Below are 12,892 nucleotides of genomic sequence, written 5' to 3' on the forward strand. Positions count from 1 at the left end.
ATTCTCTTGCACGTGGCCCGGCACCCATCAAGACGACTTTCCGAAAGCGCCCTGTGCTCATGAGGCAGGGTCTAGCGGAGAGGCGTCTACAGTCAACAGCGCTGCCGATCGAGATCGGCTTTCTGGCTCATCACGGGTACTCGCCGGAAACATTACGCCAAGCCGCGATCCTCGCCGAATTCGCCGGTGTATCGGCCGACGAATTTCTGCTGAAGCACAACATCGTTCATGAGGACGATTTCTACCGCGCCCTTGCCGCCGAACTCCAACTGCCTTTTCTGGCAGCCCCTCGCCTGTCACGCTCGTCTGATTATCCCAACAGCATCCTGACGGGCATCGCTCCCTTGGCCGGCACGAAATCCGGGTTTGTGATGGCGCCTCGCGGCGCAGCGCTCGCTCGTCTTTTCAGCACGTGGCCCAAGGGCCGGCCAGTTGCGATCTGTTCACCGTCGGGGCTGAGAGACGCGGTCTTTCGCGCACAAGCCCGGTGGATCGCCCATCGGGCCGCCTCGGACCTGGCCGAAAGGGCTCCTGATCTGGCAACCGATGTCAGCTATGCGCAGCTCGCCCTTCTCTTCACCGCTCTGACACCGATCTCATTCGGAATCGGCCACGCTCCCGGGGTCACTCTCGCGATCATAGGCACGGCTTTGGGCCCTCTGTTCCTGGGCATGATCGTTCTGCGGCTCGCGGCCTCGTTCCTGAAGAACCCCGTCGAACCGGAAACCCAGCCGCCCCGCGCCGAGGATGCCGATCTGCCGGTCTATACGATCATTGCGGCACTCTACCGGGAGAAGCGGGTGGCCGCCCGGCTCATCCATGCCTTGTCGCGGCTCGACTATCCCGCGGCCAAGCTCGACATCAAGCTCGTGCTCGAAGCTGACGATGAGGAGACGCAGGAGGCCCTTCGAGCCATCGATTTGCCAGGCAATGTCGAGATCATCGTCGCACCCAAGGGCGAGCCCCGTACCAAGCCGTGGGCGCTCAACGTCGCCCTGCCTCTGGCGCGGGGCCGCTATACGGTGATCTATGATGCCGAAGACGTGCCGGATTCCGGCCAATTGCGTCTGGCCGTGTCCCGGTTCGCCAACCTGCCGCGAAACGTCGCCTGCCTTCAGGCGCGCCTGACCATCGACAATACGGACGATTCCTGGATCACGCGGCTCTTCACCATCGAGTATGCGGCGCTGTTCGATGTGTTCAATCCGGGACTCGCAGATATCGGAAGCCCTGTCCCCCTGGGCGGCACTTCGAACCACTTCCGCACAGCTGTCTTGAAAAACATCTTTGGTTGGGATGCCTGGAACGTCACCGAGGACGCTGATCTCGGCATTCGACTGGCGCGGCTTGGATATCAGGTGCAGGACCTCCCTTCTTCTACGCTCGAAGAGGCACCAGGCACCTTAAGGGCCTGGATGCGGCAGCGAACCCGATGGATGAAAGGATTTGTCCAGACTGCGACCAGCCATTCGCGCAAGCCATGGATCCTGCTCCGGCAATTGGGCATCTGGCGCTTCTATGGCGCTCTCGTCCTGACCTGGGGCATCGTGCTCAGCGCCTTGGTTTATCCGCTCTTTTCCGTACTGTTCTTGGGTTCGTGGCTTTTCGGATCGCCCGACCTGCATACCTCGCACTGGGAAGTCGCCGGTCGTGCCTACAGTCTGACGCTGTTTTTCTATGGTGCAGTCGCAATTATCGTTCCAGCCTGCATTGCCCTGCACAGGCGCCGTCTTTGGCGGCTTCTGCCCTGGGTACTGCTGCTGCCGTTCTATTATGGGTTCGTGAGCGTCGCTGCCTGGAGAGGCTTATGGGAATTGGCGACGGCGACATTCCGATGGAACAAGACGAGCCATGGACACGCCCGGACCTCGCGAACGGGACAGCTTTAAAGGCACCAAGCCAGGGCGGACGTCACGAGATCGTTGAAAACAGCGCCACCATAGCGCCACCACAGCAGACCACCGGACGCGACCAGGCACAGAACCGCTCCGGCAATAAGCCCCATACGGGCCCGCCGTTCCTGCTGATCGATTTGTCCGGTTTCGACGCTCATCCCTGCTTTTCCCAAAAGGCGCTGCGAGAGACCCAATATAGAGGCCCCTCGCGTCAAGGAAAAGAGTTCAGGCCTGCAACCAGGTCCGCAGCCTGGAGAGGCGCGGTTCTTCCTCGTGCGTAACAGCCTGGGCCAAGGCGGCGCGGCTTCCGACCAGGACGACGAGGCGGCTCGCCCGCGTCACGCCCGTATAAAGGAGCTTGCGCCGCAGTATGGAAGCCTGCTGCAGCGCCACCGGGATGATCACCGCCGGATATTCCGACCCTTGCGCCTTGTGGATCGTCACCGCATAGGCGAGCGCGAGCTCGTCGAGCTCCTTGAGGGTATAGACCACGAGCCGGTCGTCGAAGGCGACCGTGAGTTCCCCGTGATCCCGGTTCACTTCACGCACGATGCCGACCTCGCCGTTATAGACGTCCCGGTCATAGTCGTTGCGAACCTGCATGACCTTGTCGCCGGGGCCATAGATCCAGCCGGCGCGGTGCAGGCTCTCGGGCCCTGGCGGATTGAAGATCTGCTGCAATTCACCGTTCAGCATATGCGTCCCGAGCCGCCCGCGATTCATCGGGCACAGCACCTGCACATCGCGCACGGGATCGAGACCGAACTTTCTCGGGATGCGGTCACGCATCAGGATCGTCATTTTCGCCATCGCATCGGCCGGCGTGTCGGCCTCGACGAAATAGAGATCCGAGTCCGGCTGGTGCGCGAGATCGGGCACGAGGCCGCGATTGATCGCATGAGCCACCGTGATGATGCGGCTTTCCCGCTCCTGCCGAAAAACCTCCTTCAGATGCACGATCGGGACGGCATCGGAAGCGATGATGTCGGAGAGAATCTGCCCGGGACCGATGGAGGGAAGCTGATCGACGTCGCCGACGAGGAGCAGGCAGGCTTCATCCGGCAGGGCGCGAAGAACCGCCGCCATGAGACGGATGTCGAGCATCGAGGCTTCGTCCACCACGAGGAGGTTGCAGTCGAGTGGCGCCTTGGCGTTGCGCCGGAACCCGCCCTCGGAGGCTTCGAGAAGCCGGTGCACGGTCTTGGCGGGAAAGCCCGTGCTCTCGGCCAGTCGCTTTGCCGCGCGCCCGGTCGGCGCGCAAAGAGCCACCTGCAATTCATGCTTCGTGCACAGATGTGTCAGGCTCCGGATGAGCGTGGTCTTGCCGACACCCGGACCGCCAGTGACGACAAGCACCTTCGCCTGACAGGAGGCGATGAGCGCCTCGCGCTGACTGGCCGAGTAGGACACGCCCGTGGCGGCCTCGGTTTCGGCGATCACCTGCGCGGGATCGAGCCCGCGCCAGGGGTGGAAGCCCTGCGCGATTTCCTTCAGACGCTGCGCGATGAACAGCTCGGCGCCGTAAAGGCTTTTGAGAAAGATGCAGCGATGCCGATCGAGCTCGTCGGCGACGAGCTGGCCCGCCGCACATTGCGCATCGAGCACCGGCGCCAGCTGAGCCTTCGGCACTTCAAGCAGAGCGCTTGCCTGCTGCAACAGCGCTTCGGCCGGCAACCCGGAATGTCCCTCCTTCACGGCCTCGGATAGAACATTGGTGAGCCCGGCCTGTAGCCGGATGTCGGCCGTCGGCTCGATGGCGAGCTGCATGGCGACCTGATCGGCCAGCGTGAATTCGAAACCGGGAATGTCGATGGCAAGCCGGTAGGGATTGGCCGAGATGATGTCGATGGCTCCGACGCCATAGGCGCGGTAGATGCGCGTGAGCAGAAAGCCGCCGATACCATGAGCATTGATGAAGGCTGCGATGTCCTTCAGGGCACGATGCTCGGCCCAGGCCTCACCGATGCTGAGTGCCCTCGCCATGCTGATGCCGTGTACGCGAGTCAGCTCGTGCGGCTTCTTCTCGATGACGTCGAGAATGCGCGATCCGAAGGAGGTGATAAGCCGTTGCGCAAGTGTAGGACCGACACCTTTCAGGAGACCGGAGCCGAGAAAGCGCTGGAGATCTTCTGCGGTCGTCGGGGCCGAGGTCTTCAGCTCATTGGCACTGAACTGAACACCATGATTGCGATCATGCAGCCACTCACCGCTCGCCTCGACGACTTCACCGATGGCGACCGATGGCGCATGGCCGACAACGGCGACGGGCTTGCGGTGCCCGCGCGCCTTGACGCGCAGCACGCAGAAGCCGGTCTCATCATTGTGAAATGTCACACGCTCGATGGAGCCGACGAGGTGTTCGGAGAGGGATAAAGCGTCCTGACTGGCCGCAGTGAGAGCGGAGGATTTCGGCATCGATCAGAAAGACCAGGAGCGCCGGGACGCTTCCGCGGAAAGAAAAATGGACGAGATGGCTTTCAAGTCATCTCGTCCATGATCGCAGCGAAATTTAGGCTGCCTTCTTGGTCGGCCAGCCGAGTTCGACGAGACGCGCCTTAGCGAAGTCGCGGATCTCGTCGCGGATGCCTTCCGGCAGATCGGCGAGAATCTTCTGCGTGTCGGCATGGAGCATCAAGTCCGTGACCGCATTGATGGTTTTGGCCTTCTTGATCTTTGCCTTCAGATCATCCTCGATCTTGCCTTCGGCAGCCGTCACTTCAACCTTGCCTTTCTGCGGCTCGGTCTTCTCGAGTTCCACATGCGGATCGGCATAGCCTGGACGGCCCTGCTTGAACTCGTCGGCCTCTTCCTCGGAATAGACATAGCCGTGCAGCTCGATGAGCTTGAGGATCACGCGGTCCTTCGCGCGCTTTTCGGCCATGGCATAGACATAGGCCGCCTGCTTGCCGGAGACGCGGTAATTCACGCCGATCAGCGCCTCGCCGATCGACCATTCAACGCGATCGCCCATGCGGCCGGTCACTTGGATCACGGCCTCGTCGCGCTCGGCGCGAATGATCTTCGGTTCGTCAAAGCCGACCTTCGCCTGTGCGGCGATACGCTCGAGGGTCTTGTGATAGATGACGGCCGTGCCCTGGACACGCCAGACGTTCCCGGCCATCGGCTCGCCGAATTTCGCAAGCACCTCGGAAATCTTCTTGTCCGTCGTATTCATCCTCGATCCTAACTTTCTCAGAGGCCCGCAAATCGGTGACGCGCTCTTGTCGCAGCCTTGTCTCGGCAGGCGCGTTCGTTATTTGTTCTATACCAAATTTAGGGCCCTTGGTCCAGTTTCTGGCGCACGCGATAGAGAAATATATCCATATTTATCAGACGCTTAAATCATGCGCTATTTTGTCCTAAGTCCGTGAAGCGGAGCCTTAAGATGGTGCGGTGGCATCCTGTCTTCGATAGCCGCCGAAAGTTTGACCTCCATCATATCGTTCTATATATGTTCTCATCATATAGTGAGGTTAAGAGCTGCCGGAATGCTGGGTGGCCTGGCCGTCTTTTTGAAAAGCCAAGCTGGAGGCTCCGATGTCCGCGCAAGCGCTCCTCGACCTTTCGGACCGGCGCCCTGTCCGCCGCCCGGGAACACGCCGGGCGCAGAAGCGCCCTTCCACGCCACTCACGCGCAACGCCTTGATCGCGGACTATCTCGCGCTCTGCGAGCTGGATGCCGAAGTGGAATCCTTGCGCGCGCCCGCTGATCCGGCCACCTTTGTCATCGGCGAGGAGACCATTGAGCACATCGCGGATTTCGAGATCGTCAGGGATGGCACGGCCTATCTGGTCGACGTGATGACGGATGACGACCTGCTGAACCATCCGCTACGTGCCGCAGCTATCCATGGCATCACCTCTTCGGACGGCAAGCCCTTCCTCATTGAGATAGCGGCTAGCATCCGGGCCGAGCCGCGCTTCACGACCATGCGCCTCATCATGGCCTGCAAACGCACACCTGTGACGGCTGGCGACCGGGTGCGCGCTCTGCATCAGCTCGACGAGATGGGAACCATGCGGCTGGTGGATTGCGCCAGCGCCGTCATGAACACGCAGGATGGCGTGGCGGCGATTCTCGCGCTGGCCTGCGAGGGACTGATCGCGGTCGATATCAGCCGCCCCATTCTGCCGGAAACGCAGGTGCGCCGTCGCCGCCTGCCCTACACCGATCCGTTTGCTTTCTAGAGCATCGGACCCACTTTTGGGTCCGATGCTCCATTCTTTGAAGAGCGCATCGTTGGGTGCGGACCCGAAGGGCCGCGTCAGCGAAAACCGGATCCACTTTTCCGCACGATGCGCTAAGACTGAGCGGCGTGGCGCTCCACCGCCTCGCCGAGAAGTGAGCGCACGATGGCGCGCACCGCATCCGGCGTATCGTCAGCCGCGAACTTCGCCTCGATCTCGTCGCGGATGATGGATCCGTCGCCACTGCGCTTCAGCTCCGTCGAGGATTCAGCCTGTAGCAAAGTGACGAAGGCGCTCTCGATCTGCTGCGCCACGACATCACCGTCGGCCGCGTCGACCACACGTCCGGTCAGATCGAAGACATTGCTTTCGAACGGCAGCGTCTGTGGCTCCAGTTCGCCACCAACATCCAGGATCCAGGCGCGGGGAACATGATCCACGAGATCGACGGACTGGCGCGTGATATTGCCGGGATTCATCCAGCGCGTCCGGCCGGCCAGAATGGATTTCTGCGCCTTGTGAATGTGCCCGTTGATCAGGATATCGCAGCCCTCGACGGCAAAGGGCGGCACCGCTCCCGGATAGCCGCCGTCAAAGGCAATGTCGTGATGGCTGAACCATGCATGGAGATCGACGCCGGAGAAGGAGCCGCGCGCATCGGTCGGGATCGCCTGGCCGAAAGGAGTCATGCCGATGCCGATGCGCTGTGTGCCGACCTGGAACTCGGTCACGGGAGCCGATGTGGCGACGACATCGACCACATCGCACAAGCCCAACAGCGCCAGCGAGTCGCTGTCGGTGAGCGTCGTGTGCTGGATGTCGTGATTGCCCACATTGACGATGGGCCGATGGCGAAAGCCTTTGAGAACGCGGATGAGCTGGTTCTTGAGTGCTTCATCGGTCTCGACCGGCCGGTCGAACAGATCGCCCAGGATCACGACCGCAAGCTGCCGTTCGTTGGCAATGGCGACGCAGCGCTCGAGCTTGCCGAGTACGGCCTGAGGCCAGACGACATCCTTGCGCCGCCCCGGACGTCGTGAGCCTACATGCGGGTCCCCGATCACGAGGATACCGTTGCATTGGATCGCGGGAAGACGATCTCCGGACAGGATCATGCGGTCAGCCGCTCCGTCGGCGTGGAGGAATGAGAGGAATGAATGTGATGGTCCAACAGGTTTTCCGGCTTCACCGGCGAGCCGCAGGTGGGGCATAGACCGCCTGTTTCCTCGATGAGCCGCGCCATCTCGATCTGAACGGATTTGATTCCCTCGTCGACCTGCGCAATCCGGCTTTGAGCCAGCAGAGACGCACCGCTAAGATCATTCATACGCTTCAGGATGTTTTGTGCCGAGGAAGTCTTTTCAAGGTCGGGCACCGAATGGGGCAGGCTTTGCAATGCCGTCAGACGCGCCTTGCTTCGGGTTAGATCACGGTTGAGCCGAAGCATGCGTTCTCCGAGGTGCTCACGCTCACGGGAGCGCTCGATCCGACGCGTAAGATCCGTCAGCCTCTCCGCGCCGGGCAGTTGCTCAGTGATCTTGCTCCGCGTCTGTGCCCGGCCCAGCAAGCCCTTGAATTCCGCAAGCTGCGATGCGCGCTGCTGCAATCTCTGCAGGTGTGCGGAAACCGTCTTGAGATTCTCCGCATGTTCACGAGCAGCAACCAGCTTCTCCTTGAGAACATCGAGCTCCTTCAGCCCTTCGAGCGTCTCGCCGAGTACAATCAGCTCTCGCTCGCCGTTACGCACGAGATCGTTGTCGCGCCGGCAGCGCTCGCGATGGATGAGGAGCATGTCGCGGATATAGCCGGCCTCCTGTCCGATCGACAGAACGGCGGAACGGCGCGACGGCGTTTCACCCAGAAGGAACACGGGAAATTTCTGGTGCGCGATGTGAACGTCGAGATCTTCCACCTTGCGGATGCGGATGAGATCGGCGACCCAATCGGGAACGTTGCGTCCGCCGGTCTCGTAGCGCATGCCCTGCTCCTCGACGACGGAGCCATCGGCTTCATGCAGCGACCAGATATTGACCGGCGAGCGACGGGGCTGGCGCGTGAAGCGCAAAATCCTGTTGCCTGCAACACCGATCTCGACGCTCGCCGCCTTCGCTCCTGCGCGCACGAGGCTGTCGCGCGCTTCGCCATAGAACACGGCGCGCAGCGCACGGATGAAGGTCGATTTGCCACGGTTGTTCGGACCGATCAGCGCGTTCACCCCAGGGTTCAAGTGAAGCGTCGCATCCTGATAGGCCTGCACGTTGACGAGCCTGATGAAGCGCAGGCCTGGCTGTTCATCGTTCCAGGCGGCCCTGGTATCGGAGGTCTCGACCGTCACCCCGGAGGCAGGCTCGCCGACGATGCGCGCGATGTGGAACTTGCCCGAGAACTGGGACAGGTCGTGGTGCGAAACAGCGAGGCACTGCACGCCGAGACGTACCGCACCGTCCTCCAGCACCCGATAGAAAGACGAGACGCGATCCGGCGCGATCCAGCAATCCGCCTCATCAAGGGCGAGGAAGCGCGCGACATCCGCCTTGACCACCGCGATAAGCCGCAGCGCCATACCGACTACGTTGGTCAGCGCGCCGCCATTGTCCTCCAGCACGTCCTCCAAGGAGCCGTCCGCGCGACGCACGCAGATATCGAGCGCGGCCAGGCCGCGTTCGGTCGAGAGGTCGAGCGCCACAGGCTTCTCACCCGGTAGAACCTCCTGCACCAAAGCCGTCAGCAAGGTCTCAAAGGCGGACAGACTGCGACGGCTGGCAGAGCTGTGTACCGCTTCGATGAAGGCCTCCACCTCGTCCTTGACGGCAAGGCGGCCCTTGGCGAGCTCGATCGCGCGCGTCAGCTCCTCGCGACGGATCCGCAAGCCATCACGTCGTCCTTCGAAACGTGCAAGCGACGCTTCAGCCCGCGTCACGTCATGATCGATGGAAGGCCCGATCAACGCTCGTCTCCGAGCTGCTTGAGACGGGTCTCGACCTCGCGCAAAGCCGCGCCGAATTCGTCGGCAAGCTTGGCATTGCGGGCCTGCGCATCCTCGATCAGAGCCTGAATCTGGCCTTCATCGTCGGTGCCGAATTCGGACAGAGCGAGAGCCCGGACCTCTTCGAGTTCGCGCGCGAGACGCTCGACCTCGCCTTCGGCTCGGATCCGCTCCGCCCGAAGCTTGTCGTAGGTCTTGCGCATCTCCTCCAGGCGCCGGAGCTGGTCCGTTTCGAGGCGGGTCAGATTGGTCATGGCGTGGCGAATCCGCTGTGTTGGAATGGTCGAGCTTCAGTTATCGCCAGCGATATTTCGTCGCAACGACTTTGCCTCTTTTTGAACGGGATCGGAGGCGATCTCTTCAATCCTGGCATCTGATCCTCCACATAGTATCGGTTACTCCAAGATTACAGACTTGACCTGCGGACTTTGCTTGACACAGAGGCCACTGAGGCTATGTTCTTCATTTGTTCGCATCCTCTGTATGCGTCGTGGATGTGACGCCATTAGGGCAGCCGCGCCTCACCGCATCAAAGGATCCCGCAATGACCGTCATGACGGAAGGACGACCGATCTTCGAGAATGAGGAATGGCTCGTGATCGAAAGTGGTCTCGAGCACAAGCGAACCGGCTATTTTATCGACCGCGAGAGCCTTGGCCAGCGCCGGGAGGACGGTCTGTGGACATGGCCGCTGCATATGGCCGAGAAGAGCTGGTGCGCCATGCGGCCATTCTCCGAAGCCTTCTCCCGTGCCGCATCCGTTTATGGTGTCGCGACAGGCGCGGAACTGGCGCAAACCCTCAAGATGGCCCGCAGCGAGATTGCGTCCTGGCCGAAGGCTACAAAGGGATCCAACCCCGTTCCGCTGATCCCGCGGACCTTGCATTCGCAGGGTGCAAATCCCATCTTCATTGAACCGCGCCCTTCTCAGAAACCGTTGAACGGTCAAGGTTTTCAGAGCCCGGAGGATGTATGGCGCATACGCCCCCAAACAGGCGGGCACCCGTTTCTGAAGAAACCGCGTAATCGTCCCGAACGCCCGAGCCTGGCGCGGGAAGCCGACCTTCCATGGCGGGCACAGCGCCGGATTCGAAAGACCGGGACGAAGCTTGTCCAGTTGCTTCAGGCAGCCTGGACCATACGGTGAGAACAATGCCGAACTTCGGACTTGAAGAGACGATGCGCTATGGCGCGAGGGCTTTTCAGGGAGACATTGCCGGGACGGAGACAATGCCTCCTGAAACGGCGGATGAGTTCGCGCAGCACGTTATAGAGGCGATCTGCCATGCAAGCGTGACGCCAAGCGTCGGCCGCCGCACGTTCGAGCGCTGCATGCGCGCGCTTACCTTCGCCTCGACGGCTCGAGTTGGATTCCGTCACCCAGCAAAGGCTGAGGCGATCGATAGGGTTTGGCGCGAGCGCGAGCGTCTGTTCGAAGACTACAATACGAGCCCCGACAAGCTGCGCTTTCTCGCAACGCTGCCGTGGGTGGGACCCGTGACGAAACATTCCCTGGCGCGCCGACTCGGCGTCTATGCAGAGCATGGACAGCGAGCCGTCGCCTGAGACGAAGCAAGAAGAGGTATCAATCCATGGCCAAGGTCCGCGCAAGCGATGTCGGCTTCTGCGTTGTCGATGACAACGCCAATGTCATTGCCGATAACCTCGTTCGCCGCATCCGCGAGGCTGCCGCCGAAATGGAGGGCCAAGTCAATCGGCTTTATCGGGGCCGTCAGGCCTACGATCTTGAGGACGGCACCAAGCTCGACCTCAACAAGGCAATCGAGCAGCTGACCTATATGGCGCGCACCCTGCGCGAGATTCAGAGCGAGCAGTCGAAGGTGGTGTATCTCCAGGCTGCGGAGTAACACCTAATCTGCCTAAAACGAGACGGGGAGCGTCGAGGCATCGACGCTCCCCTTTTCATGCCCTACTCACTCGACGAACGCCCTGCAGACGCCTGTACGCCTCCCGCCACTTGTGTTTCACACAGAACAAAGATAGAACAATAGGCGATGCCTCTCATCGGGCAGGAGTGTGCAACCGACCTGAAAACGTGTGGCATCGCTGATGCTTCAGCCGTTCAGGAGAGATGAAGTGGAGAGGCCGTTATGGCTGGTTCTGTGAACAAGGTGATTTTGGTGGGCAATCTGGGGCGGGACCCGGAGGTGCGTCGCCTGTCGAACGGGGAGCCGGTGGTGAACCTGCGGCTTGCCACGTCGGAGACGTGGAAGGACAAGGGCACGGGCGAGCGCAAGGAGAAGACCGAGTGGCACTCGGTGGTGATCTTCAACGAGAACCTGGCGCGGGTGGCGGAGCAGTATCTGAAGAAGGGCTCGAAGGTGTATGTCGAGGGCCAGCTGCAGACGCGCAAATGGACCGACCAGAGCGGCCAGGAGAAGTACACCACCGAGGTGGTGCTGCAGCGCTTCAGGGGTGAGCTGACGATCCTGGACAGCCGCGGCGGTGGCGCCTCGGAGTATGGCGACGAGGAGCCCGGCCAGATCAGAAGCGGCGGCGATTTCGGACGCTCGTCCCCCATGGAGCGCAGACCCGAGCCGGCCGGAAGTTCCCGGCACAGCGATTTCGATGACGACATTCCGTTCTGATCGACGCATCGATCTTCTCGAAATCCGGGCTTCGCGCCCGGATTTTTCTGCCTGATTTCGGCGCGTTTCTCACACCCCGACCGGGGCCCTCCGCGCCAAATCCCGGGAGCGTTGGGCCCGCTCCACCTCACGCAATTTGCGTGCCCGCTCCTGCAATTCCTCCTTACTTGGCCACCACCAGCCACGAGCGGTCCTGACCTCTGGATCTTCCTCCGTCCGAGCTGGCCGGGTGCGGTAGATCTCCTGAGGTGTCGGCATCCGCCAATGGGCCCAGACGTAATCGGGAGGGGCGTTTCGCACATGATCGTAGAATTCGGTCGCTGAAGGATCGGAAATCGGATCGATGTCGATCGCCTCGAACACCACGACACCCCATCGGTTCGTCGACAGCGGAAATCCCAAAGGTGGCTGGTCGCCGCCCGGTACAGGATAGCGCCTGCGGCGGCGCTCCGCCTGGAGCTGGCTGGTCTCTTCCGAAGCTTGCGCTCTCTGTTCCTCGCGGCGCTTCCTTCGTGCTTCAGGCTCGTTGCGTCGGGCAGCCTCCTCGATTTCGGGCCAACGTGTTCTCAACTCCTCATAGGAGCGAAACGGCACTCGCCAGATCCTCTCCTCGGGGTCCCAATGCGCCCAAGGAATGGATCGGAGCACCTCCACAATGGTGCGCGAGTACGGCGTACGCACCTGCAGGTCCTCGGCAATCGTCAGGTAGGGACTTTCGAGAGGTTCAAAGATGTAAGCGTCATGCCCCTTGGCATCGGCGTGTCGATCCAAGGTCTCCAGTTCCTGCGCCATCCACGCGTCGAGCCGTTGCCCGGCTGTCGTTCCCGGCACGAACCACCGCTGCTCCCCTCTCCCCCAACGCGCACGCGGAAAGGATTCACGAAACCGCCGCACCAGATCGCGATCATAGGGAAAGACCGCATAAGCCCCCGGCTTCTTTTCATCATCGGAGGATAGGATCTGAAAAGCAGATGCAATCTCCATGAGCGATCAGCGCATAAGCCATGAGAGGCCGAACTCTCTAGGCACAACAGACTGCCTCGGGATTGGATCCCGTTAAAGCCGCGTTTTGCATTCGCTCCCTGAACGTATCCAGCCCTCTTTGCGTACGGCATCGAGGGTTTTCTGTTGGCTCGAGCGGCTTTCAGGACGGACGGGGAGAGCCACGTCTGATTTTGGAAGGGCAGGCTGCGGCCTGGCTCGGTGCCAAACGC

The 12,892-nt window shown here is 61.4% G+C and carries 13 protein-coding genes; 6 read left to right on the forward strand and 7 right to left on the reverse strand.

The annotated features are described in order from the left end of the window. The first annotated feature begins 59 nt into the window (after positions 1-59). The gene (locus ACS5Q1_RS13680; RefSeq protein ID WP_473098708.1) at positions 60-1,889 is read left to right on the forward strand and encodes a glycosyltransferase; all 1,830 of its coding nucleotides are present in this window, start codon (positions 60-62) and stop codon (positions 1,887-1,889) included. Here ACS5Q1_RS13680 and ACS5Q1_RS13685 read toward each other — a convergent pair. The 3 genes from ACS5Q1_RS13685 to ACS5Q1_RS13695 form a co-directional block, all read right to left on the reverse strand. Then, positions 1,886-2,053 (reverse strand): hypothetical protein, encoded by a 168-nt coding sequence (locus tag ACS5Q1_RS13685; protein WP_473098709.1) that lies wholly within the window; start codon positions 2,051-2,053, stop codon positions 1,886-1,888. The genes ACS5Q1_RS13680 and ACS5Q1_RS13685 overlap by 4 nt on opposite strands. Before the next feature lie 67 nt (positions 2,054-2,120). After that, positions 2,121-4,310: an SF1B family DNA helicase RecD2 gene (gene recD2, locus ACS5Q1_RS13690; RefSeq protein WP_473098710.1), complete on the reverse strand. Its 2,190-nt coding sequence runs from the start codon at positions 4,308-4,310 to the stop codon at positions 2,121-2,123. Positions 4,311-4,404: 94 nt separating this feature from the next. Continuing rightward, a complete protein-coding gene (locus tag ACS5Q1_RS13695) occupies positions 4,405-5,070 on the reverse strand; it encodes a trna delta -isopentenylpyrophosphate transferase (RefSeq protein ID WP_473098711.1) in 666 nt (221 codons plus the stop codon). Between the two features lie 362 nt (positions 5,071-5,432). Between ACS5Q1_RS13695 and ACS5Q1_RS13700 the strand changes: the two genes are divergently transcribed. Beyond that, positions 5,433-6,083 carry a hypothetical protein gene (locus ACS5Q1_RS13700; RefSeq protein ID WP_473098712.1) on the forward strand — a complete coding sequence of 217 codons (651 nt, stop codon included), beginning with the start codon at positions 5,433-5,435 and terminating at the stop codon, positions 6,081-6,083. A gap of 113 nt (positions 6,084-6,196) precedes the next feature. On the opposite strand, the gene ACS5Q1_RS13705 is transcribed toward ACS5Q1_RS13700, so the two are convergent. Genes ACS5Q1_RS13705 through ACS5Q1_RS13715 form a run of 3 tightly spaced genes read right to left on the reverse strand, consistent with a single transcriptional unit; the run spans position 6,197 to position 9,323 of the window. Next, positions 6,197-7,198, reverse strand: coding sequence for a metallophosphoesterase family protein (locus ACS5Q1_RS13705; protein ID WP_473098713.1), 1,002 nt, complete (start codon positions 7,196-7,198; stop codon positions 6,197-6,199). Continuing rightward, complete coding sequence (locus ACS5Q1_RS13710; RefSeq protein WP_473098714.1) at positions 7,195-9,030, reverse strand: AAA family ATPase; 1,836 nt, start codon at positions 9,028-9,030, stop codon at positions 7,195-7,197. Before ACS5Q1_RS13710 ends, ACS5Q1_RS13705 begins: the two co-directional genes overlap by 4 nt. Further along, a complete protein-coding gene (locus ACS5Q1_RS13715) occupies positions 9,027-9,323 on the reverse strand; it encodes a hypothetical protein (protein ID WP_473098715.1) in 297 nt (98 codons plus the stop codon). Before ACS5Q1_RS13715 ends, ACS5Q1_RS13710 begins: the two co-directional genes overlap by 4 nt. A gap of 290 nt (positions 9,324-9,613) precedes the next feature. Between ACS5Q1_RS13715 and ACS5Q1_RS13720 the strand changes: the two genes are divergently transcribed. From ACS5Q1_RS13720 to ssb, 4 genes are all read left to right on the forward strand, one after another. Further along, positions 9,614-10,216: a hypothetical protein gene (locus ACS5Q1_RS13720; protein ID WP_473098716.1), complete on the forward strand. Its 603-nt coding sequence runs from the start codon at positions 9,614-9,616 to the stop codon at positions 10,214-10,216. 5 nt (positions 10,217-10,221) lie between these two features. Next, positions 10,222-10,635, forward strand: coding sequence for a hypothetical protein (locus tag ACS5Q1_RS13725; protein ID WP_473098717.1), 414 nt, complete (start codon positions 10,222-10,224; stop codon positions 10,633-10,635). A gap of 26 nt (positions 10,636-10,661) precedes the next feature. Then, on the forward strand, positions 10,662-10,937 hold the full coding sequence (locus ACS5Q1_RS13730) for a hypothetical protein (protein WP_203441044.1): 276 nt from the start codon (positions 10,662-10,664) through the stop codon (positions 10,935-10,937). Positions 10,938-11,180: 243 nt separating this feature from the next. Continuing rightward, positions 11,181-11,678: a single-stranded DNA-binding protein gene (gene ssb / locus ACS5Q1_RS13735; RefSeq protein WP_473098718.1), complete on the forward strand. Its 498-nt coding sequence runs from the start codon at positions 11,181-11,183 to the stop codon at positions 11,676-11,678. Between the two features lie 69 nt (positions 11,679-11,747). Here ssb and ACS5Q1_RS13740 read toward each other — a convergent pair whose 3' ends face one another. Continuing rightward, complete coding sequence (locus tag ACS5Q1_RS13740; protein WP_473098719.1) at positions 11,748-12,662, reverse strand: hypothetical protein; 915 nt, start codon at positions 12,660-12,662, stop codon at positions 11,748-11,750. Positions 12,663-12,892: the final 230 nt, after the last annotated feature.

Source organism: Microvirga sp. GN3 (assembly GCF_055792825.1).

Bases quoted from the DNA above. Each gene is read 5' to 3' on its own strand.
- ACS5Q1_RS13680 (WP_473098708.1), top strand. From the start codon at position 60: ATGAGGCAGGGTCTAGCGGAGAGGCGTCTACAGTCAACAGCGCTGCCG.
- ACS5Q1_RS13685 (WP_473098709.1), bottom strand. From the start codon at position 2,053: ATGAGCGTCGAAACCGGACAAATCGATCAGCAGGAACGGCGGGCCCGT.
- recD2 (WP_473098710.1), bottom strand. From the start codon at position 4,310: ATGCCGAAATCCTCCGCTCTCACTGCGGCCAGTCAGGACGCTTTATCC.
- ACS5Q1_RS13695 (WP_473098711.1), bottom strand. From the start codon at position 5,070: ATGAATACGACGGACAAGAAGATTTCCGAGGTGCTTGCGAAATTCGGC.
- ACS5Q1_RS13700 (WP_473098712.1), top strand. From the start codon at position 5,433: ATGTCCGCGCAAGCGCTCCTCGACCTTTCGGACCGGCGCCCTGTCCGC.
- ACS5Q1_RS13705 (WP_473098713.1), bottom strand. From the start codon at position 7,198: ATGATCCTGTCCGGAGATCGTCTTCCCGCGATCCAATGCAACGGTATC.
- ACS5Q1_RS13715 (WP_473098715.1), bottom strand. From the start codon at position 9,323: ATGACCAATCTGACCCGCCTCGAAACGGACCAGCTCCGGCGCCTGGAG.
- ACS5Q1_RS13720 (WP_473098716.1), top strand. From the start codon at position 9,614: ATGACCGTCATGACGGAAGGACGACCGATCTTCGAGAATGAGGAATGG.
- ACS5Q1_RS13725 (WP_473098717.1), top strand. From the start codon at position 10,222: ATGCCGAACTTCGGACTTGAAGAGACGATGCGCTATGGCGCGAGGGCT.
- ACS5Q1_RS13730 (WP_203441044.1), top strand. From the start codon at position 10,662: ATGGCCAAGGTCCGCGCAAGCGATGTCGGCTTCTGCGTTGTCGATGAC.
- ssb (WP_473098718.1), top strand. From the start codon at position 11,181: ATGGCTGGTTCTGTGAACAAGGTGATTTTGGTGGGCAATCTGGGGCGG.
- ACS5Q1_RS13740 (WP_473098719.1), bottom strand. From the start codon at position 12,662: ATGGAGATTGCATCTGCTTTTCAGATCCTATCCTCCGATGATGAAAAG.